The organism is Microcystis sp. M079S1, from assembly GCF_020246425.1.
In the GTDB taxonomy this organism is placed as follows: Bacteria; Cyanobacteriota; Cyanobacteriia; order Cyanobacteriales; family Microcystaceae; genus Microcystis; species Microcystis aeruginosa.
On sequence record NZ_JADBSZ010000112.1, the window covers coordinates 1 to 20,925 of the forward strand.

The 20,925-nt window shown below is 43.9% G+C and carries 18 protein-coding genes; 8 read left to right on the top strand and 10 right to left on the bottom strand.

Features of this window, described 5'->3' with window-relative positions; all coding sequences use genetic code 11:
• Nucleotides 1-236: 236 nt before the first annotated feature.
• The 5 genes from IM456_RS07465 to IM456_RS07485 all read right to left on the bottom strand — a co-directional run bounded on the left by IM456_RS07465 (nt 237) and on the right by IM456_RS07485 (nt 3,694).
• Complete coding sequence (locus IM456_RS07465; protein ID WP_287693077.1) at nt 237-692, bottom strand: NUDIX hydrolase; 456 nt, start codon at nt 690-692, stop codon at nt 237-239.
• 190 nt (nt 693-882) lie between these two features.
• Nucleotides 883-2,271, bottom strand: a complete 1,389-nt coding sequence (gene argH, locus IM456_RS07470) for an argininosuccinate lyase (protein WP_287693078.1) — start codon at nt 2,269-2,271, stop codon at nt 883-885.
• A 169-nt stretch (nt 2,272-2,440) separates the two neighbouring features.
• A complete protein-coding gene (locus IM456_RS07475) occupies nt 2,441-2,644 on the bottom strand; it encodes a hypothetical protein (protein ID WP_149985976.1) in 204 nt (67 codons plus the stop codon).
• A 106-nt stretch (nt 2,645-2,750) separates the two neighbouring features.
• A complete protein-coding gene (locus tag IM456_RS07480) occupies nt 2,751-3,362 on the bottom strand; it encodes a class II aldolase/adducin family protein (RefSeq protein ID WP_287693079.1) in 612 nt (203 codons plus the stop codon).
• Nucleotides 3,363-3,370: 8 nt separating this feature from the next.
• Nucleotides 3,371-3,694, bottom strand: coding sequence for a hypothetical protein (locus IM456_RS07485; protein ID WP_149985974.1), 324 nt, complete (start codon nt 3,692-3,694; stop codon nt 3,371-3,373).
• 258 nt (nt 3,695-3,952) lie between these two features.
• Here IM456_RS07485 and IM456_RS07490 point away from each other — a divergent pair, with 258 nt between their 5' ends.
• The 3 genes from IM456_RS07490 (at nt 3,953) to IM456_RS07500 (ending at nt 7,144) form a co-directional block, all read left to right on the top strand.
• On the top strand, nt 3,953-4,846 hold the full coding sequence (locus IM456_RS07490) for a ferritin-like domain-containing protein (RefSeq protein WP_149985973.1): 894 nt from the start codon (nt 3,953-3,955) through the stop codon (nt 4,844-4,846).
• A 163-nt stretch (nt 4,847-5,009) separates the two neighbouring features.
• Complete coding sequence (locus IM456_RS07495) at nt 5,010-6,074, top strand: pentapeptide repeat-containing protein (RefSeq protein WP_149985980.1); 1,065 nt, start codon at nt 5,010-5,012, stop codon at nt 6,072-6,074.
• A gap of 71 nt (nt 6,075-6,145) precedes the next feature.
• Nucleotides 6,146-7,144: an FkbM family methyltransferase gene (locus tag IM456_RS07500; RefSeq protein ID WP_149985972.1), complete on the top strand. Its 999-nt coding sequence runs from the start codon at nt 6,146-6,148 to the stop codon at nt 7,142-7,144.
• A 469-nt stretch (nt 7,145-7,613) separates the two neighbouring features.
• On the opposite strand, the gene IM456_RS07505 is transcribed toward IM456_RS07500, so the two are convergent.
• The 4 genes from IM456_RS07505 to IM456_RS07520 form a co-directional block, all read right to left on the bottom strand.
• Nucleotides 7,614-9,302: a SulP family inorganic anion transporter gene (locus IM456_RS07505; RefSeq protein WP_287693080.1), complete on the bottom strand. Its 1,689-nt coding sequence runs from the start codon at nt 9,300-9,302 to the stop codon at nt 7,614-7,616.
• A gap of 128 nt (nt 9,303-9,430) precedes the next feature.
• On the bottom strand, nt 9,431-10,114 hold the full coding sequence (locus IM456_RS07510) for a Mo-dependent nitrogenase C-terminal domain-containing protein (RefSeq protein WP_149985970.1): 684 nt from the start codon (nt 10,112-10,114) through the stop codon (nt 9,431-9,433).
• Between the two features lie 248 nt (nt 10,115-10,362).
• Nucleotides 10,363-11,748: a UDP-glucose dehydrogenase family protein gene (locus tag IM456_RS07515; protein ID WP_149985969.1), complete on the bottom strand. Its 1,386-nt coding sequence runs from the start codon at nt 11,746-11,748 to the stop codon at nt 10,363-10,365.
• Between the two features lie 45 nt (nt 11,749-11,793).
• On the bottom strand, nt 11,794-12,720 hold the full coding sequence (locus IM456_RS07520; RefSeq protein WP_287693081.1) for a UDP-glucuronic acid decarboxylase family protein: 927 nt from the start codon (nt 12,718-12,720) through the stop codon (nt 11,794-11,796).
• 205 nt (nt 12,721-12,925) lie between these two features.
• Between IM456_RS07520 and polA the strand changes: the two genes are divergently transcribed.
• The 3 genes from polA to IM456_RS07535 all read left to right on the top strand — a co-directional run bounded on the left by polA (nt 12,926) and on the right by IM456_RS07535 (nt 16,513).
• The gene (gene polA / locus IM456_RS07525) at nt 12,926-15,796 is read left to right on the top strand and encodes a DNA polymerase I (RefSeq protein ID WP_149985967.1); all 2,871 of its coding nucleotides are present in this window, start codon (nt 12,926-12,928) and stop codon (nt 15,794-15,796) included.
• Nucleotides 15,797-15,800: 4 nt separating this feature from the next.
• Complete coding sequence (locus tag IM456_RS07530) at nt 15,801-16,046, top strand: NDH complex assembly factor CRR9 (protein ID WP_002794861.1); 246 nt, start codon at nt 15,801-15,803, stop codon at nt 16,044-16,046.
• A gap of 257 nt (nt 16,047-16,303) precedes the next feature.
• A complete protein-coding gene (locus tag IM456_RS07535) occupies nt 16,304-16,513 on the top strand; it encodes a heavy-metal-associated domain-containing protein (protein WP_044034932.1) in 210 nt (69 codons plus the stop codon).
• 535 nt (nt 16,514-17,048) lie between these two features.
• Here IM456_RS07535 and IM456_RS07540 read toward each other — a convergent pair.
• On the bottom strand, nt 17,049-18,131 hold the full coding sequence (locus tag IM456_RS07540; protein WP_287693082.1) for a molecular chaperone DnaJ: 1,083 nt from the start codon (nt 18,129-18,131) through the stop codon (nt 17,049-17,051).
• A gap of 397 nt (nt 18,132-18,528) precedes the next feature.
• Here IM456_RS07540 and IM456_RS07545 point away from each other — a divergent pair, with 397 nt between their 5' ends.
• Both IM456_RS07545 and ntrB read left to right on the top strand, forming a co-directional pair.
• Entirely contained in the window at nt 18,529-19,890 is a 1,362-nt protein-coding gene (locus tag IM456_RS07545; protein WP_287693083.1) for a CmpA/NrtA family ABC transporter substrate-binding protein, read from the top strand.
• 134 nt (nt 19,891-20,024) lie between these two features.
• Entirely contained in the window at nt 20,025-20,855 is an 831-nt protein-coding gene (gene ntrB / locus IM456_RS07550) for a nitrate ABC transporter permease (RefSeq protein WP_287693084.1), read from the top strand.
• The last annotated feature ends 70 nt before the right edge of the window (nt 20,856-20,925 follow it).

The following is a 20,925-nucleotide window of genomic DNA, read 5'->3' on the forward strand; positions in this document are numbered from 1 at the left end:
CAAAACCTGATCAATCTTATTTTCAAACATAAATCAAATATCCTTTCGGTTGACTAAAACGGTGGGTTACGACGGATTGTTAGATTGACTTTAACGCCTAGATTGTTGCCGTCTAACCCACCCTACTATGAACTCTTCTCCCCCCTTTTTAAGGGGGGTTGGGGGGGATCGAACCTAAAATCTATTTTTAATTTAATTATAACCAGCTACTTAGGGTGGCAGATACTAGGAAAAAATCAAGCCACTACAGTGGCACCCCTGAGATAATCTTCTAGTTGGCGATCGTTATCGTGACTGAGATTGCCTAGAGGTAAAGTTTCGACGCTAAAAGCTCTCACCTCGCTAACTTCTAATGTATCTTTGATCTGAAAATTCCCCGCAGCTGTCACTTCAATTAACAATGAAATGGAGTGAATGCGCGGATCACGGTCAAAAGAGGAATAAACCCCGACTAAACGCCCTAAACTGACTAAATTTAATCCTGTTTCCTCTTTTAATTCCCTTTGAGCAGTATTAAAAATATCTTCCCCCCAATCGATCATTCCCCCCGGTAGGGCCCATTTGCCGGTGTCTCTGCGTCGGATTAAAACAATTGTACCATCAGCAAGCAGCGGAATCATTGTCACCCCAGTTACAGGATGACGAAAGATAATTCCCATCACACTTTTAATAAAATACCAAACACGACCCATAGGAATTAGGAGATAGGAAGATAGGGAGATAGGGAGATAGGGAGATAGGGAAATTTTAACTAATACCCCAAAACCCCAAAACCCCAAAACCCCTAACAATAAGCTAAACGGCGCTTAACCTGCATGATCCAATAGCTATAACCCTTTTGGCGTCTATATCGGTGATCCGAAGTAAAAGCCGTTTAGCTTATCAATCATGATCGAGAATGGCTTTAGCCTGAATTAAAGCCGATCGCACTTGTTCAAAACCTGTGCCACCATAGCTATTACGGGCCGCTACCACCTGACGAGGAGCGATCGCGTCATAGATATCGGCCTCAAAAGCTGGATGTAATTCTTGCCATTCCGTCAGGGTTAAATCTTTCAATAACTTACCCGCTGCCAAACTGCTTTTAACGACTTTCCCGACTAAATTATAAGCTTCTCGGAAGGGAATTCCCTTACTGGCTAAATAATCCGCCACATCCGTCGCATTAGAAAAATCTTCCGCCACCGCGTTAGCTAATCGGTCGGTTTTAAATTGAATTCCGGTGGCTAAAAGTACCGTCATCGCTTGCAAACAAATCCGCACGGTTTTAACGCCATCAAATAACGCCTCCTTGTCCTCCTGCAAGTCTTTGTTATAGGCTAGGGGTAAACCCTTCATTAAGGTCAATAACGCCTGTAAATGCCCAAAAACCCGCCCTGTTTTGCCGCGCACCAATTCGGGAACATCGGGATTTTTTTTCTGGGGCATAATGCTAGATCCCGTGGCACAACTATCGGTGAGAGTGATAAAACTAAATTCTTGGGAAGACCAGAGAATTATTTCTTCGCTCAAACGGCTCAGGTGGACCATAATCAGACTAGCGGCCGTCATAAATTCAATGGCAAAATCTCGATCGCTAACTCCATCGAGACTATTGTTATAAACCTGCTCAAAATCGAGTAAATTGGCACTGTAATGACGATCAATCGGAAAGGTAGTCCCCGCTAAAGCGCCACATCCTAGGGGCGAAATATTGGTCCTGGCGCGAATTTCTCCTAATCTTTGGTGATCCCGTTCGGCCATTTGAAAATAAGCTAGGAGATGATGGGCTAAACTAATCGGTTGGGCGCGCTGTAGGTGGGTATAACCGGGGATCAGGGTTTCCAGATGGTTTTCGGCGTGATTGACTAAAGCTTGCTGAAAATTGCGAATTTCTTGCCTAATATCATCGATTTGTTGTCTAAGATACAGACGAATATCCGTTCCTACCTGATCATTCCGCGAACGGGCCGTGTGCAGTTTTTTGCCCACATCTCCCACAATCTCGGTTAAACGACGTTCCACGGCAAAATGCACGTCCTCTTGATCGATGCCGGGGTTAAAGTTGCCGGTGCGGTATTCTTGACGAATTTGTTCCAATCCAGAGACGAGACTATCTGCTTCTTCGGGGCTGATAATACCCGTATAGGCGAGCATTTTAGCGTGAGCGATCGATCCGGTGAGATCATACTCGATTAATTCGATATCAAAGCCAATACTGGCGTTAAATTCTACGATCGTAGGATGGAGACTACCTTCAAAGCGATCGCTCCAAGTTTTCTTTGCTGTCACTGTTTTCGTTAGATTATTGTGTATAAAGTTAACCAAAATATGCTGGACAATTTTGGGGAATAATCCGGTGCTGATAGCATTACCGCTTCAGGTTAGAAAAATCTCCAACCCTACAAGCATAAGAATAGCAAGAATTGCTCACTCTGGCTGAATGCTGATAGGCGAAAAGCTAATAAGAAGTAAAACCTCGAAACAGATAACCGGCAATGAAACCGATTAATAAGGCCCATGCTTGCCCAGTTTTGACGAAATTTGAGAAGGATTTCTGGACATTGCCGATGATATCCACGTCTTGATCCGAAATAGTCATCAAGACATTGGTAAGGGGCGAAAAGTCGATCGAGACAGATAGATGATGGAAGATGTCGATCACGATGGCATTCCTCAAAGACGAAAATCTACAGAATAAGTTAACATGAAAACGACTAAATCAAAACCGCTTTTGTCTCCCTGGTGGTGAGTTGGAGAGGAGGTCACTTTCAATATGCTTGAGATTGCCAGTAATAGGATAATAATAAATTGCCCGCTTTTTCTAAATCTTGACCAAAGGCGATAATTCCTTCTTCGTGACCACTCATCACTAAAATTTGTTGCTCCTCTAGACGATCTTCTTGACATAAACGGATAATTTCTGCGGCCATTTCTGGGGTTCCATAGGCGATATTTTCTTGAGTGGTCGGCACTCGATACATCAAATTTTGCCACAGGGGGCGATGATGAATATGAATTACCCCATTAATCTGGGGATTCGCTTCATAAATTGCTCCATGGGTGAGAGTTTCTGAAGAAGCGGCGATTGTTCCCCGACAAGTGACCCGATTTTCTTTCCAATCGTAGTCTATAACTCTGGTGTAATGGGATTCATTTAATACCGGTATTCCCCCGGTGTTAGTGCCAGAAATAATAATTTTTTTGTCTATTTTTCCTCGTTTACTCACATTCCCAAAACCGATTCCGTTATCGTATTGACCGATTAATCCCAGTCGATAGAGCCGATTGCGCCAATAATTTAATTCTGCAATCTCTGAGCTTGCTAAGGGACGGTCAGGAATCCAAGTACAATTGTATTTAACGTAACCTTCATCAATCATAAATTTTTCTAAAAATATTCGGGATAATTTTGACACACTTTCCGCACAAAGTCCTGGAGAGGATAGGAGATATTAGTGATATAATTATCTTTAATTACTTGGGAAAATAGGGGTAAAACTTCCGTATCTAAGGCAGGTTTAAATAAGTCCATCGGCAGGATTAAATCGGAACCTTCCCGCACATCAATTGTCTCAAAATTATCGGCTAAAATTAACCAAAGAGGACGCACCCAAAGAGCCGAACGACTTTCGATCACCTGAATTACTTCTCCGTATAAAGTTCGATTTTTGCAGAATAAACTAACAATTTGATGGGGAGTGAATGTGTTCATAGACAATTCTAGTTTTCCTTGATAAGCTAAGACGCATTTTAACCGCTTATTCTTAGATTAGCCGAATCTTCCCCCAATCTCTTTACTCTTGCAAGAGCCAACAGTAAAGAGTGTCTCATCTCCACAAGCAATTTAAATGCGCGGGCAGCTTATCTTTCACTGGTCACTGAAAAAAGCTTGCCACTTGCCGCTCCCTTGCCAGATTGGGAAAAAACTCCGTTAGAATACGGGAAGCCGTTTACAAAACGATACAAACTCATGACCGTTGCTTACCCTCGCAAATTCAAGAAGACGATGAGCGCTCGCGACATCATGAAGCGTGTCATTAGCGATCGCGAAATTCATCTTGTCACCCTCAACCGCTACCGCTACAACGAACAACGTAGCTGTAAAGACCTGACCGAACTGATCGAAACCTTAGACGGACAACCGAAAGAACTGATCCAGGACCTTTCCCACCACGTCGCCGATGAGGCCCGCCATGCCTACTGGTTAACCGATTTATTGATCGAATTGGGGGCCGATGTGGGGAAACCGCCGGGGTTGTCCTATATCGATGAATTTGAACGTCTTCTCGATCAAGATCAATTCCAAGGCGAAGAACAAAGGGAAGATGGACTGATTGCGGCCCTAGCGGCAATTAACGTCACCGAAAAACGGGGATGCGAATACTTTGCCGCCCATATTTATGCCCTCAAAGCAGGGGAACAAACCCCAGAAAATCTGAAAATTCGGGAAACGATCGCCAAAATCTTTCCCGAAGAAGCGGGCCATGTGCGTTGGGGTAATCGTTGGTTAGCCAAAATTGCCCAAAAAAGCCCCGAACATCGGCAAAAAGTCGAAAAAGCTAAGGTCAAATACTCGGCGATCGAACAGGCCGCCTATGAATCGGGTATGGATATCACCCTGGGGGCAGAATTGCGCCGCGTCGGTCATTTAATGGAAATCGCCGCCACTATGCCGCTCTGGGAACGTCCTCAATATCTGATGGAACGTTTACCCCAATCCCTTCTCGACCCGAAATTGCAATTATTCCGGGTGGAAGCGGCGCAAAAAGCCTGGAATCGTGATCCACAAATGTTTATGGAACGCTTTTTACCGATGTTTTTTAACGCAAACGACAATATCGGCAAAAAAGAGAAAGTCAACTAATGTAACCTTGATTTTCAGGGGCAATCATTCAGCGATCGCCGAAAAAATGTTAATCGAGGATCGAGAAAATCAGCTATTGTTTTAAATAGGGGTGAGTTCTCGGCTTTAGGGCCGGAGAAACACCACTTTTTTACTGTTTATTTTGGCTTTTCTCTTTTGGATTATGCGTCTTTTAGCTGCCTTCGATCGCTATCCCGATAGTGTATCGTTAACCCTAGAACCAGTAGCCACCGACTCGCAAAAATTTGATTTATATTTAACTTTACACCTACAAGCTCAAATTCAATCTCTCCTCGGCGGGGAAATTAAATGGGGACTGAAAGGAGGAAAATTAGATTTTGTTTTAGTTAATTGTCACCTAACACCAAATCCTCTTTCTAGTCAAGAGTTATACATAAATCGTCTTAATAATCATCAATGGCGGTTATCGTTCAAAAGTCCTCAGTCAATATTTACAGGAGCGATCGAAAGGATTAACCTAGTAACCGTGAGTGTGGAGGAAGAACCTTATCATCTCACGGTGCAATTTTCGGTGACAGCTGCCGATATCTGTATCACGGAAACATCGGGATTATGGAAACACGATCTAAGTCCCAATAAACATAGTATTTTAGAGCGAAAGTTAGCATTTTTCCTGATGGAAAATCAATTTGATGCTTTTTTGAGTCGTATTTCTTTGGGGTCATCGCCGGTAGAATTAGATACTGTTCTAGTGGAACCGAAACCAGCAGCATCAGAAAATTTAGAGAAATTGCCAGGACAAATCGAGGGAATTTATGATGCTGTTAGTGATGATTTTCTCGAACTGGCCCAATTAGCTGAACTCGATCCCCTCAGGGATTTTACTGGGGCAAATCTCCTGGCAGCGGAATTAAGTGGTATATCCTTGGGTATGGCCAATCTCTATCAAGCTAATCTGCGCGGGGCTAATTTAACCGATGCGGATTTAAGTGAAATTAACGGTAGTCATGCTAGTTTTAAGGGAGCGGATTTAAGCGGAGCCTTATTAGCTAATGCCGATTTAAGTTATGCTGATTTTTACCGTTCTAGTTTGGCTTTAGCTAATTTAATCGGCTCCAATTTAGCAGGAGCTAATTTGGTTGAAGTCAATATCACTCAAGCGAATTTTAGCGGGGCAAAAGTGAAGGGGGCAAAGTTTGCCGATAACGTGGGTATGACCGAGGAATTACGGGAAAATTTACGCTTGCGCGGGGCTTTCTGCGATTAGTATCCTCCTTACCTATAGACCAGCAATATCTTAGCAATTGTCCTATTTCTCCATAGCCAGATAGAAAAAATATGCCCTTATTTACTCCAAGTCTCAAAAAAAGCGGTCATCTCGATCAAATTTCGATTACCGTCTGTAATGTTGGTTCACGAAAACTTAGCACTCAAGACGATTATGGGAGCAGCGGATGGCAGATTTTCGCCCCCAATTTAACAATTTTAGGAGTAGATGCCGATGGAGATGCTTGTGAAGAAGCTAATGAAGAATTGGTGAGACGAAATATTAATTGGCAGGAAAAACATCTAGCCATTGCCCTGGCAAAATCTAGGGGAGAAAAGACTTTATATGTAACTAAACATCCGATGTGTAGTTCTCTTTATCATCCCAATGAAGAATTTTTAAACCGGTTTAAAAATTTACCAGAATTTGCTAACTTAGACTTTACTTTTGACCTAGAAACCACTACTTTAGATCAATTATGTCAACAGGAAAATATCCCATCTATAGATTTTTTACAAATTGATGTGCAAGGGGCAGATTTAGATGTTTTACAGGGAGGTTTAGAGATATTATCCCGCAGTGTTTTGGGTATACAAATAGAAGTAGAATTTTCACCTCTTTATCTCGATCAACCTCTTTTTGCTGACATTGATAAGTTTTTAAGACAACAATCTTTTTCCCTATTTCATTTAGCAACTTCCCATCGAATTCGCAGTATTTCTCCTATTCAATCTCGGCGACCAGGGCAAATACTCTGGGGGGAAGCTTATTACTACAGAGACTTAATTGCCCCAGATTTATCGGCTAATTTCTTGTCTCTAAAAACCCCTGAACAAATTCTCAAACTAGCCTGTATTGCCGATGTGATGGATTTTACCGATTATGCAGTGGAGTTACTGGCTTATTTAACCGTTAATTGTGGACAAGATAAAAATTATAATTTTGCTGATAATATTATCGAAGTTTTGAGTCAATTTCCTGACTTAATTAAGCAAGGACTAGCCAATTTAGAAATTTTCCAAATTCTTAAGGATTTCCTTAGTCCGGAAGCCGAAAATTTCTGGAAATAAAGTTAAATTTGGTTCTTCGGGATTTGTTAAGCAAATAATTAGGGTTTGCTGAAAAAGTTTGTTGGTGGGGTTAGGAGTCAGGAGTCGGTCGTCAGGAGTTTCAGGCTTTGTTGCCCTCTCTTTTAGTACCAGTTTATGTACTACAAGAAGGATAATGCCAGGTTTTTGAAGGTCTCAATCCGATTTTCGCAGCATGAACATCGGATTTTAACAGGTCAAAAGCCTTATTTTAAAAGGGTTTTACCATTATTCAGCAAACCCTAAAAATGGATAAGGGTTTGCGGCTATTGTAGTATGTATGTATGGGGGGGGAAGTCCAGATAAAACGGCACTCGATGAGTGTCAAGCTGTATCCTTAACAATGGAGCAGTCAAAGTAGGGGCTGTCTGAGGTGAAAGTCTCATGCACGGTTCTGAATGGGAGGGGATGGGGGCGATTCCATTCTTGACCCCTAATGATTTAGTATCAGTTAACGATGTTTAAAAGCTTCGATCGCTGCTGGCAAAGTATAGTAAATTCTCTCCTCGCTAATTTTATCTAACAAGCGAGAACGTTGCAATTGTAAGTACAGATCGTGTTTAACCCTAGCGAGGGCGAAAACTATACTCCGTCTTGATAATTCTGCCGCTAGTTCCTCAAGAATCTCCACGGCTGTACTGTCCAATTCTCCAAGGGCCTCCGTATTCAAGACAAACCATTCTACCGGTTTTGTCTCCCGGGCAATGGCACTGAGGGCGCGACGTTTAAAGTCGGCCGCATTAGCAAAAAATAAGGGGGCATCGTAACGATAGATAACTAACCCCGGTATTGTTTGCGCTTCTGGCCAATCCTGGAGCGCGTGTAAACCCATCACCCCCGGGACTCTACCCAAAACGGCATCATCGGGTCGGGTAATGCGGGCCAATAAATCTATAACCGAGAGACCGATGGCGATAGCAACCCCGCTTAAAATCCCCGTGGTTAGCACCCCCACCATTGTCAGGACAGCGAGATTAAACTCACTATTGCGAAAGCGTTTTAGTCGTTTAGCGCCGGCGATATCCAGCAGTTTACAGGCTGCATAAATCACCAGCGCACCCAAGGCAGCCTTGGGAAAGAGTGCCAGTACCGGACCGAGCAAGAAAATGACCGCCACCACCACCACTGCCACCACCAGGGAGTAAAGCTGACTTTTACTGCCCACCGAATCGCCCACCGCGGTGCGACTGGCGCTGCTGCTGATGGGAAATCCCTGACAAAAACCCGCCGCCAGATTCCCCAGTCCCAGGGCTAAAAATTCTTGATTGGCATCGATTTCTTGGTTATGGCGTGCGGCGAAGGCTCTAGCGGTCAAGACGTTATCGGAATAGCCCACCAGGGCAATGCCGACGGCTGCGGTTACTAGAGGTAGTAATTGGGCAAAATCTAGGGTTGGTAAGCCAAAATTCGGCAAAGTATTGCTAATTTTCCCCACTACTGCCACCCCCTCTTGATCGAGATGGAGGGTGGCGACGGCGAGGGTTCCCAGTAAAACCGCCAGCAAGGGACCCGGTGCTTTGGGAAAATATTTTTGGATGACAAATAGAAATAGTAGCAGCAATAGAGCGAGGCTAAGGGTTGGCCAGTGCCATTGGTTTATTCCCTGAAAAAAAGCTAAAATTTCTTTAAAAACCGTATTTTCACCGATTGACAAACCACTAATTTTACCCAGTTGTCCCGCAATCATGATCACCGCCACTCCCGCCATATAACCGATTAGGATCGGTTTGGAGAGTAAATTAGCTAAAAATCCCAGGCGGGCGATATAAGCGACCAAACAGATTAAACCGACCATTAGGGCTAAAAAAGCCGCTAAACTGCCGTAATTTTCTCCTTGAAGGCTCACCATCGGTGCGATCGCTGCCGCCGTCATCACTGCCGTGGTCGATTCTGGTCCGAGGGATAGTTGCGATGAGGAGCCGAAAAGGGCGTAAACTAGGGCGGCTGGCACGAGAGTCCACAATCCCACCACCGGCTCGACCCCGGCCAGGTCGCCGTAGGCCATACACTGGGGAATAGCGTAGGCCGCCACGGTGACACCGGCGAGTATATCTCGGCCCAGCCACTGCCATTGATAGGAGCGCAGGTTTTTTAGCCCGGGTAAATCAGGAAAATCGACTCGTCGGGAGTTTTTACTCATAGTTTTTCTCTTAACGGCGACTTAACCTAATTTTAACGGAAGAATTGGCTAGGAAAAGCCTTGAGGCTGAGATATTTTTTGTCAGCAGGATATTTATGCCATGTTAACCGCAATTTTAGTTAAATTGGCTAAATATACTCGGAAATATCCTCTTGACAATCATCGGCTAAGTATGATAGGGCGCGGAAGCGTAAACCGACTAATTGCTCGTAGAGAGGATTTAACTTGCACAGGGGCGGAATATGGACTAATTTATGACCAAACAGCACGATATCGCGTTCAAAAGGACATTGAGGCGGAACCATTTTGCAGATAAACCGGGCCAAGCGCGGATCGTGCATTTCTACCCCATCTAACCAATCTTTGAGGGGATGAAGCAGATCTGGGTGGGGATGTTCGGCACTGATAAACTCGGATTTCTGCGCTTCCGTGGTAATTTCGGGAATTTCACAGATAGTATGTTCTAAAGCTGACAAGGCCTCGATTTCTAACCCGAAAGCATCCCGATAACTATGCAGTAATGCCGCTTCTGCGGGGGAATAAATGCCATCGGCGATCGCTACCATGACCGCCGTGCGGAGGAAGTTTTCTGATATTTTGGGGTCATGACCGAAACTTGCGGCCAATTCTTCGGGACTAATCGATTGATAGAGAACGTGGTCGTCATCTAATTCTAATTCGTGAGCGAAACGGGCGATCGATTCCTGTTCGCTGGCGCTATAATCCCCATCACACCAGGCAATTGTCAGTAATCCCCGTAACCAGTCCCTAACTTGTTCGTTAGTGTAGCGGTATTGAACAGAGCTAACCATAAGTATGTATGTATTGCTAAAACTGATTTCTAGTTTCTCAATTCAATTCTACCGATCGCTTCTGGATTCTAGTGGCTCCTGTTCACATCATGTAACTATAGCCAATAACCCTATGGTCAACTAGGAATTTTTTGGTTTTCAGGCGGCATAATCGGGCAGTTTTCGCCCCTAAGAGCAGGGGTAAGGGTTGGTGCTTATTGTCCCTTCCCCAACCGCGTCAGTCCTGCTGAAAAGGTGGATTCCTGCGATTAACGTCCGATCCCCAGGTAACGGAAACCAGCTGCTGTCACCACCGCAGGATCGAGGAAATTGCGACCATCAATTAACACGGGTTCGCGCATGGTTTTAGCCATTTTCCCGTAGTCGAGACGGAGGAATTCTTGCCATTCCGTCACCACCACCAAAGCGTCACAACCATCGGCCAATCTTTCCGGATCCGATTCGATAATCACACCGCTTAAACCGTGACTTAAACCACTTTGGGAAACGATCGGATCGTAAGCTTTTACCTTAGCACCTAAACGATTTAACTGTTCGATCATAGTTAAAGCCGGGGCATCGCGCATATCATCGGTATCGGGTTTAAAAGTTAATCCCAACAAACCGACGGTTTTACCCTTGAGGATTTTTAATTCCTGTTGCAGTTTTTCGATCGCAATTGTCCGTTGACGTTTGTTAACATTGATAGCGGCGTTAAGTAATTCCGTTTCGTAACCGTAGTCTTCCGCGGTATGTACCAAAGCCGACACATCTTTGGGGAAACAGGAACCCCCCCAACCGATCCCGGCCGAGAGGAACTTGCTGCCGATACGGGAATCTAAACCGATACCTTTAGCCACTTGGGTGACATCGGCCCCGACGCGATCGCAGATATTAGCTACTTCGTTAATAAAGCTAATTTTGGTGGCTAGGAAGGCATTAGCGGCGTATTTAATCATTTCCGCCGAACTGAGATCCGTAACCACCACGGGAACGGGAGGCAAGGAGGGATCGTCAGCGAATTGGCGTTTAACCAAAGGAGCGTACAACTCCTTCATCATTTCGATGGCTTTCGGGTTATTACTGCCTAAAACAATGCGATCGGGGTTAAAAGTATCATAAACTGCCGAACCTTCCCGTAAAAATTCGGGATTGCTGACCACATCGAATTCCGCTTCGATGCGTTCTAGTGTACTAATACCGCCAACCGCAGCCACGAGATTTTTTTGTCTCTCGGCCACTCCATCGAGGACGATCATCCGTACCCAATCCCCAGAACCGATGGGAACGGTCGATTTATTGACGATTACTTTATAACCACCGTTGAGATGGGCCCCAATACCCCGGGCCACCGCTTCCACATAACGAGTGTCACTTTCTCCCGTGGGTAGTGCTGGTGTACCAACAGCGATAAAGAGGATTTCACCGTGTTTAACTCCCGCTTCTAGGTCCGTGGAGAATTCCAGATTGCCGGAGGCTGCGGAAGACTGCATTAATTCTGATAACCCCGGTTCATAGATGGGGGATTGTCCCGATTTCATCAATTTGACTTTTTCTTCATTGTTGTCAATACAGATGACATGATGGCCGATATGTGCTAGGCACACCCCGGTGACTAAACCCACATAACCCGTTCCGATAACACAAACACGCATGATAATTACTCCAGTGACAATTAAGTTAAATTTATTGATTGGGGATTAGCTTCGACGAGAACGGAAATCCTCGATCGTCATTTTTAAACCCTGGCGTAAAGGAATAGTTGGACTCCAATCCAGATAAGTTTTAGCACGAGTGATATCCGGTTGTCGCTGCTTGGGATCATCTTCTGGCAGTGGTTTATAGACCAATTCGGCCTCGGGATTAATCATGCCTTGGATCACTTGCGCTAATTCCAGAATTGTGTATTCGTCGGGATTGCCTAGATTAACCGGCCCGATAAAATCCCCATTCATCAAACGCATTAACCCTTCCACTAGGTCAGAAACATAGCAAAAACTGCGGGTTTGGGAACCTTGACCATAAACCGTCAGGGGTTCACCGCGCAAAGCTTGCACCACGAAATTACTCACCACTCGTCCATCGTTTTCCAACATTCGCGGGCCGTAGGTGTTGAAAATCCGGGCCACCCGGATATCGACTTTATGCTCCCGATAATACTCGAAAGCCAGGGTTTCCGCTACCCGTTTACCCTCGTCATAACAGGAACGCGGTCCGATGCAGTTGACATTACCTCGATATTCTTCCGTTTGCGGATGCACATCGGGATCGCCGTAGACTTCCGAGGTAGAAGCGAGCAAAAATCGCGCTTTTACCCGTTTAGCTAGACCCAGCATATACATAGTCCCTAAAACATTCGTTTTAATCGTTTTTACGGGATTATATTGATAGTGAATTGGGGAAGCAGGACAGGCCAGGTGATAAATCTGATCGACTTCTAAACGGATCGGCTCGGTGATATCGTGACGAATTAGCTCAAAATAAGGATTTCCTAGCCATTTAACGATGTTTCGGCGCACCCCCGTGTAGAAGTTATCCAGACAGATCACTTCATGACCCTGTTCCATCAAGCGATCGATTAGATGGGACCCAATAAAACCTGCACCGCCTGTAACTAGGATTCTCATGTAATCGCAAAGTAAACATATAAAATTATTCTTAAAATACCCTTACGCTGGTTTTTTGGCAAATATTTTTTTTTGACGGGGTGTTGAGTATCAGTGATCAGTGATCAGTTATCAGTTATCAGCGATCGCCGATGCCAGGCTAATGGCTGAATAATGGCTCGGTAATCCTTAAAATGGAAATAACACGCAAATTTGAGGCTAGATTATGAACAGTGGCGAGCAAAATAAGCTATTTATCCTGATTGATGGGCATTCTTTGGCTTTTCGTGCCTATTATGCCTTTGCTAAGTCTCGTTCTGGTCCTCTGCGTACTTCTAGCGGCATTCCCACCAGTGTGTGCTTTGGGTTTTTAAATTCTCTGATGCAGTTACTTGAAACTCAAAAACCCACTTATTTAGCAGTTGCTTTTGATTTAGCAGCTCCTTCTTTTCGCCATGAAGCTGATGTCAATTATAAGGCTAATCGGCAAGAGACTCCCGAAGAATTTCGCCCCGATTTAACTAATCTGCAAAGTCTCTTGGCAGCGATGAATATTCCTATTGTGACTTCCCCAGGTTACGAAGCAGATGATGTTTTAGGAACTTTGGCAAAACAAGCCGGTGATCATGGTTATACTGTTAAGATTTTAACAGGCGATCGAGATTTATTCCAATTGGTAGATGAGGAGAAAAAAACCACGGTTCTCTATCTGGATATTAATGCGGTCAAAAGTACATCGGGACAGGGTTATACAGAATTCAATTCCCAAGCTGTCACGGAAAAGTTAGGAGTGACACCAAAACAGGTAGTAGATTTTAAAGCTCTTTGCGGTGATAAGTCTGATAATATACCCGGGGTGCGCGGAATTGGCGAAAAAACAGCGATAGATTTATTAAAAAAATACGATAACTTAGACGATATATATACCAATCTGGAATCGATTAAGGGAATGGTAAAAACTAAATTATTAGAGGGAAAAACCGCCGCCAAAAGTTCTCGCTATTTAGCCAAAATTGCCCTTGATGCCCCCGTTATTCTCGAGGAAGAGAAATTTCGTCTCCGAGGTTTTGATCGGCGTTTAGTTCAACCTTTATTGGCAAGATTAGAGTTAAAGAAAATTCTCCAGAAACTCGATCAAATTCAACAGTATCTAGGTGGCACTCCTACCCTAGAATTAACTAGCGATGCTGATTCTAATCAATTGTCTCTGTTTGATTTACCCCCTATTTCTCCACCGGTTCTAATTGCTCCCGACATTATTGATACTATTCCTAAGTTAGATGCTTTACTGGCAAAATTAACAACTTTCACTAATCCACATTTTCCCGTCGCTTGGGACACCGAAACCACGGATTTAAATCCTCGTGTAGCCAAATTGGTCGGGATCGGTTGCTGTTGGGGAAAAGAATTAAATTCTATGGCCTATATTCCTATCGGCCACCAGAGGGTTGATAATTTAAATCTAGAGATAGTCCTCGAAAAATTACGCCCAATTTTAGCGGGTGATAATTATCCGAAAGTCTTCCAGAATGCGAAATTTGATATTGATGTTTTTTATCATCAAGGAATTACCGTTAAAGGTCTAGTTTTTGATACTATGGTGGCTAGTTATGTCCTCCATCCCGAACTAACTCATAATCTCGAAGATTTATGCGATCGCTATTTAGACGGTATCACTTCCCTTAGTTATAAAAGTCTCGGTATTCCTGCGGGAAAAACCATCGCTGATTTAGACATTTACACTACTGCTACCTACTGCGGATTAGATGCCTACGCTACCTATTTACTTCGAGAAAAATTACAGGCAGAATTAACTAAAATTCCCCCTTTGTATCAATTATTCTCTGAAATAGAATCTCCCTTAGTGATGGTGCTTTGGCAGATGGAAAATTATGGTATAAAAATTAATATCAATTATCTAAAAAACTTTTCCCAGCAACTAGAAATAGACCTAGCAGATATAGAAAAAAAAGCTTATGAATCCATCGGAGAAACTTTTAATCTTAGCTCTCCTAAACAGTTAAGTGAAATCCTCTTTGATCGATTGGCACTCAATCGCAAAAAATCGAGAAAAACTAAAACAGGTTACTCCACCGATCAAAGTGTTTTAGAGAAATTACAAGGCGATCATCCCTTAATTGATTATATCCTTGAACATCGCACCTTATCCAAATTAAAATCAACCTATGTGGATGCTTTACCGAAATTAGCCGAACCAAAAACCGCACGAGTGCATACAGATTTTAATCAAACCATCACCAGCACCGGACGCTTATCATCCTCCAATCCTAACCTGCAAAATATCCCCATTCGCAGTGAATTTTCCAAGCGAATTCGTCAAGCTTTTATTCCCGAAGATGGTTACTTATTAGTATCAGCAGACTACTCACAAATCGAGTTAAGAATTCTCGCTCATCTCAGCCAAGAACCAGTTTTATTAGAAGCGTATCGTAGTAATCAAGATGTTCATAAAGTCACCGCTCAATTGCTCTTTGACAAAAGGGAAATTACCCCCGAAGAACGCAGTTTAGGAAAAACAATTAACTTCGGAGTTATTTATGGCATGGGAGCGCAAAAATTCGCCCGTGAATCAAAATTAACCGTAGAACAGGGCCGAAAATTTATTGAAAAATATCATCAACGTTATGCCCAAGTATTTGAGTATTTAGAGAATAGCAAAAAACAAGCGATCGCTAAGGGATATGTGGAAACAATTTTGGGCAGAAGACGTTATTTTAACTTCGATAATCCCCTCTTAAAAAGACTGCGAGGACTGTCCTTACATGACATCGATTTAGATAGCCTCAAACTCAACAACGAGGAAGCACAATTATTAAGATCGGCCGCTAATGCGCCCATTCAGGGTTCCAGTGCTGATATTATTAAAGTAGCGATGGTAAAATTGGCCGAGGTACTGCAAAATTATCGAGCGAGATTACTGCTGCAAGTCCATGATGAATTAGTCTTGGAAGTACCGAGGGAAGAATGGCCATCCCTAGAGTCAAAAATCAAGACGACTATGGAAGAAGCTGTCTCCTTGACGATCCCTCTCTTGGTAGAAATTAAAGCCGGTGACAATTGGATGGAAACCAAATAAAACTATGATCGAAAACAGACAATTTTTAACCCCAGAAGAATCCGCAGATGTGGACGCTGCCCTCTTGACTTCTCCAGAAAAATTCCTGACTCGTTTAACGATTTCTTCCCTACGCTTACTAAAAATAATCGCCGAAGATACGGGAGTAACCCTAGAACAACTAACCCATAAACAGGTAATCCAATGGCTAGAAAAAGATAGTAAACTCCGTCGGGAACAGGGGATCGAAGCGGCAGTGCTGAAATGGTAAATAAACTCTTAAAAAATCAGCTACCCCTGATAATTTATGTTATTTTTTAGCTAAGTATCTAAGCACAATTAATTACACATCTAAGCCACTACTCCGTCAGACTTCTGCTGTGATCAGTAAACAGTGAACTGAAAACTCAAATCCGATCCCTAATAGCTGTATCCCGTCTCCCGTCTCCTGTCTCCTGTCTCCTGTCTCCTGTCTCGACTAGGAAATTAATTTTGCACGACTACTTATAAGTTACTGAAGTTACAACAATGACAATTACCCTAAAAGTGCCTAGTATTGCCTGTGAAGGTTGCGCTAATACAATTACTAAAGCGATTAACAATCAGCAACCGGCAGCCCAAATATCGGTGGATGTAGCCAATAAAATCGTCACCGTAGAAACCACCGCATCCCGCGCAGAAATTGCCCAATGGATCAGCGAAGTCGGCCATACTGTTGAATCTGGAAGTGAGAGTTGACATCCTCCCCCGTTAAAAATAGACCTCTGGTAAAAATCAAAAATTGTCGTGGTTGTTGTTGAATGTCATCTCGAATGCTGCGAGATTTCTTAGCAAGAGTAAGGATGATCTAGGTTTGGTTGTCCTTGTTCATCAATGGTTGCCATAACCTTCATTGCTTTCATGTTTCTCTCCTTGAGTGGATTAGTTCAATATCTAAATTCTGCTAATTTTCCCAAAGTTTTACCTTATCAGAATCTTTTCTAGTTCTTTAACTAAAAATGGTCAATCATTTTTAACGGTATTCCAAACAATACAGCGCTTTTCACGTTACTGAGGTATCGACAAGTTTTGCTAACAAAGGGTTTAAGCCCCTTGCCCATGCCTCATTCTGATGAAAACTGCTATAAGAAAGATGTGACTAATGGATAGGGGGGTAGAACCCCCCAAAAGCTGGGATTGAGTGATAAAACCGAAAGTAACGCCCGATTTTAGGAGAAAGTTTCCCCTTAAAAATCCCAACTTAGTAGATTTACAAAAATGAGATGCACCCTCTTCAACGGCTGATTCCGCGAAGTTGCTGCAGAAGTTGATCAAGAATGTCTTCCATCTCTTCCGGGCTTCTGCCCATCCTGACCGGTCCGCGCAGAAACTCTTTAACCGTTATCTTTTTATCGCGGAAGTCACGGACAAAATTATAGATTTTTTCGGTGGATTGAACTTGTAATTTCATCTCCTCTAGCATTTGCTCAATCGGGTCGATGCCATCCTTCTCACAAGCGCGACTGGCCCTCACCATCTCGCCTTCCGGGGTATTTCGCACCGATCGCAGTTCTCTCTTCAGGTTCTCGTACTGCTTTTTGAGTAGTTCGTTATTGGTTTCAACCCTCTCGCACTGTCGTTTGAGGTCGCTTTCCGATGAGCCTTCAACCGCGAAAGAGTCCCCCATTTGATGCTGTCGTTCGATTTCCAGCAGTTTGGCAATATCTCCCTCTTTATAGGCACGGTTGACCTCCTTCATGATCTCATTGTGACGCATCCGAGTTTCGGGATCCGTGACCTTGTCGGGGTGAAAAATCTCAGCCATTCTCAGGAAAGTGCGGCGTATTTGTCTAGATTCAGGAGATTTAGGCGAGCTTTCAGGTGATAGCTCTGTTCCATCATCGTGACGGTTATAGGAGTCTCCCCCAGAGAAGAAATCCTGCGCGGATTGCTCTGATGATCCTTCTGGTTCTTCGTCTCCGAAAAGTTCGTCAAGTTCTTCATCTCCATCGTCAAATTTCGGGCTAATCACCCCCGTTAACTGAAGTGTCTCGTAAATTCCGAGAATCCTTTTTTTTGTCTGCTGCCCCAATTTTCTAGCAGTGAGGATTTCGTCAAAAAGGGCGTGTATTTCGCGGTCGAGGTCGGTAAGTTTTTGATAGAGGGGTTGCCCTCTCTGAAAAATCTCCGTCGCCAGGGAACGCATCTGGTCGAGGAATTTCTTCAGTTCGTTGCGCTTTCTGCCAATCTGCTTGAGGAGCCACTGATGCTCCTCCTCTAAAGCTTGGAGACGAAAATGTAGGGAAGAGAGGGCTAAGGTAGGAGAGGTGGGCGAATCAGAGGAGTTCGGTGATTTCGGCTTTTTGGATCTGGTCATTACTTTGGGGTGAAAGCATATTGTCCATTCTACCAAGCCGGAAGGAACCGCATTCCCAAAACTTACCCTTGGCTCATTTTGTTGTTTCTCCCCACTTCCATCACCCCATCACCCCTGCTCCAGCGCCCTACGGAAACCTTTTTAAGTGGCTAGAAGCTAGATATATCAATAGTCTTAATTAATTCTTATCAATCGAATTAAATTTTTGTAAATAAAATTCTCGATCAGATTAATTATTTTTTCCAAATTCCGCTAGACTTATTTAGTAAGTTCAATCGAGTTTAGATATTCCATAGCTAAATTTCTATAGCACAGGCTAGAAGGAAAGTTTAGCTGGGGGTTTCTTTAGCCATAATTCAGCACACATATTTGCTCTAGCAAGCAGGTAGGAGATTCTATGTCAAATTTTTCGAGACGGAAATTTTTAACCACGGCGGCAGTTTCAGCGGCAGGGGCTGTTGTCCTCAAAGGTTGTGTGGGTAATCCCCCCGACACTACGGGTGGAACCACCACCACCGCGCCCGCTTCCCCGGTTGCTTCTCCGGTTGCGGTGGCCCCCGGAGAGGCCCCCGAAACCACCAAAATTAAATTAGGTTATATTCCTATCGTTGAGGCTGCACCTTTAATTATTGCCAAGGAAAAAGGCTTTTTCGCTAAACACGGGATGCCCGATGTGGAAGTCTCCAAACAAGCAAACTGGGGTTCCGCTAGAGATAACGTCGAAATTGGCGCAGATGCGGGCGGAATTGACGGGGGACAGTGGCAAATGCCCATGCCTTACCTAATTTCCGAGGGACTAATCACCAAAAATAACGTTAAAGTCCCCATGTATGTGTTGGCGCAGTTAAACACCCAGGGTAACGGAATTGCGATCGCGGGTAAACACGAGGGCAAAAATATCGGTTTAGACCTGAAACCCGCCAAAGATTACATCCTCGGCATGAAAACGACGGGAACTCCCTTTAAAGCCGCCTATACCTTCCCGAAAGCTAATCAAGACTTCTGGATTCGTTACTGGTTAGCCGCCGGTGGTATTAACCCCGATACGGATATTAACCTAATTGCGGTTCCTGCCGCCCAAACCGTGGCCAACATGAAAACGGGAACCATGGATGCGTTTAGTACCGGCGATCCTTGGCCGGCGAGAATTGTGGCTGATCAGATCGGTTTTATGTCAGCTTTAACCGCAGAAATCTGGCCCTATCACCCGGAAGAATACCTCGCTATCCGCGCCGATTGGGTGGATAAAAACCCGAAAGCCACCAAAGCGGTGTTAAAAGGAATTATGGAAGCGCAGCAATGGCTCGATCAGGAGGCAAATCGGGCAGAAGCGGCGGCAATTCTCGCTAAACCGGCTTATTTCAACCTCAAGGAAGAAATTATCGCCGGTCCCCTCAAAGGAATGCAGAAAATGGGTGACGGTAAACCGGAAATCACCGACAAAAATAAAGGAGTTTTCTACTGGAAAGATCCCGTCGGTAGCGTTTCCTATCCCTACAAGAGTCATGATCTCTGGTTTTTAACCGAAAGTGTTCGTTGGGGTTTCTTGCCGAAAGAAACTTTAACCACTGCCTCAGCATTAATCGACAAAGTTAACCGCGAGGATCTTTGGAAAGCGGCAGCCACAGAATTAGGAGTTCCTGCGGCCGATATTCCCACCAGTACCTCCCGCGGTGTCGAAAAATTCTTTGATGGCAAAACTTTTGATCCTGCCAATCCCCAAGCTTATCTCGATAGCTTGGCGATCAAAAAAATCTAGAAAGAAGCCTAAAGATGGACTAGGCTAAAAATTTTGTCTAGTCCATCACCCGAAAGGGTGCTTTTTTCTGTAAACTATTCATCAACCCCGATCACGATCCCAAAGATTTTATTAAAAAAAAGGAAAACGGCAAAATGGCAAGTAGCGTCAGCAGAACAGGTAAAGGTGGTTTCAACTTCAGTAAATTCTGGAAAAAGCATTCCCATGACATTCTTCCCCCCATTATCGGTACCTTGGGTTTTCTGATTGTTTGGCAATTAGTCTCGATGCTGGGATTAATAAAATTACCCCCCCCATCCGACCTAATCACCAATGAGCGTACCCGTACTTATTTAATGTATCCTTTCTTTGATCGTGGGGGCATTGATAAAGGACTATTCTGGCAAACTTTAGCGAGTCTGCAACGGGTATTAATCGGTTATTCTTTAGCCGCAGTGGTGGGTATTGGCGTTGGGATTATGGTCGGTTTAAATTCTTTCTTAAATAAGGCCCTCGATCCCCTTTTCCAATTCCTGAGAACAGTTCCTCCTCTTGCTTGGGTTCCCCTATCTTTGGCCGCTTTACAACAAAACCAACCTGCTGCTTTATTCGTTATCTTTATTACCGCAGTTTGGCCGATTTTGATTAATACCACCGTCGGTGTCCAACAAATTCCCCAAGACTATATCAACGTTAAACAAGTCTTGCAATTGTCCAGCAAAAAATTCTTCTTCAAGATATTAATTCCCTCGGCACTTCCCTACATCTTCACCGGTTTGAGAATTGCGATCGGTTTAGCTTGGTTAGCGATTATTGCGGCGGAAATTGTTATGTCGGGTATCGTCGGTATCGGTTTCTTTATCTGGGATGCCTACCAAAATAACTACATTAGCGATATTATTCTTGCGCTGTTTTATATCGGTGGTGTGGGTTTATTGCTCGATCGCTTTATGGCTTGGTTGCAAACTCAAATCGTTCGTCAATAGGGAATCGATGGGGAAACTTTCCCCATTTCTAAATAACTGAAACTTGAGCAAATTTAAGGAGAAAAAAACT

Excerpts from the sequence above, each read along its gene's own strand:
- IM456_RS07515 (WP_149985969.1), bottom strand. The coding sequence starts at position 11,748 with ATGCGTGTTTGTGTTATCGGAACGGGTTATGTGGGTTTAGTCACCGGG.
- IM456_RS07510 (WP_149985970.1), bottom strand. The coding sequence starts at position 10,114 with ATGGTTAGCTCTGTTCAATACCGCTACACTAACGAACAAGTTAGGGAC.
- IM456_RS07540 (WP_287693082.1), bottom strand. The coding sequence starts at position 18,131 with ATGACCAGATCCAAAAAGCCGAAATCACCGAACTCCTCTGATTCGCCC.
- IM456_RS07465 (WP_287693077.1), bottom strand. The coding sequence starts at position 692 with ATGGGTCGTGTTTGGTATTTTATTAAAAGTGTGATGGGAATTATCTTT.
- IM456_RS07480 (WP_287693079.1), bottom strand. The coding sequence starts at position 3,362 with ATGATTGATGAAGGTTACGTTAAATACAATTGTACTTGGATTCCTGAC.
- IM456_RS07500 (WP_149985972.1), top strand. The coding sequence starts at position 6,146 with ATGCCCTTATTTACTCCAAGTCTCAAAAAAAGCGGTCATCTCGATCAA.
- IM456_RS07530 (WP_002794861.1), top strand. The coding sequence starts at position 15,801 with ATGATCGAAAACAGACAATTTTTAACCCCAGAAGAATCCGCAGATGTG.
- IM456_RS07490 (WP_149985973.1), top strand. The coding sequence starts at position 3,953 with ATGACCGTTGCTTACCCTCGCAAATTCAAGAAGACGATGAGCGCTCGC.
- IM456_RS07535 (WP_044034932.1), top strand. The coding sequence starts at position 16,304 with ATGACAATTACCCTAAAAGTGCCTAGTATTGCCTGTGAAGGTTGCGCT.
- polA (WP_149985967.1), top strand. The coding sequence starts at position 12,926 with ATGAACAGTGGCGAGCAAAATAAGCTATTTATCCTGATTGATGGGCAT.
- ntrB (WP_287693084.1), top strand. The coding sequence starts at position 20,025 with ATGGCAAGTAGCGTCAGCAGAACAGGTAAAGGTGGTTTCAACTTCAGT.
- IM456_RS07545 (WP_287693083.1), top strand. The coding sequence starts at position 18,529 with ATGTCAAATTTTTCGAGACGGAAATTTTTAACCACGGCGGCAGTTTCA.
- IM456_RS07495 (WP_149985980.1), top strand. The coding sequence starts at position 5,010 with ATGCGTCTTTTAGCTGCCTTCGATCGCTATCCCGATAGTGTATCGTTA.
- IM456_RS07485 (WP_149985974.1), bottom strand. The coding sequence starts at position 3,694 with ATGAACACATTCACTCCCCATCAAATTGTTAGTTTATTCTGCAAAAAT.
- IM456_RS07505 (WP_287693080.1), bottom strand. The coding sequence starts at position 9,302 with ATGAGTAAAAACTCCCGACGAGTCGATTTTCCTGATTTACCCGGGCTA.
- IM456_RS07520 (WP_287693081.1), bottom strand. The coding sequence starts at position 12,720 with ATGAGAATCCTAGTTACAGGCGGTGCAGGTTTTATTGGGTCCCATCTA.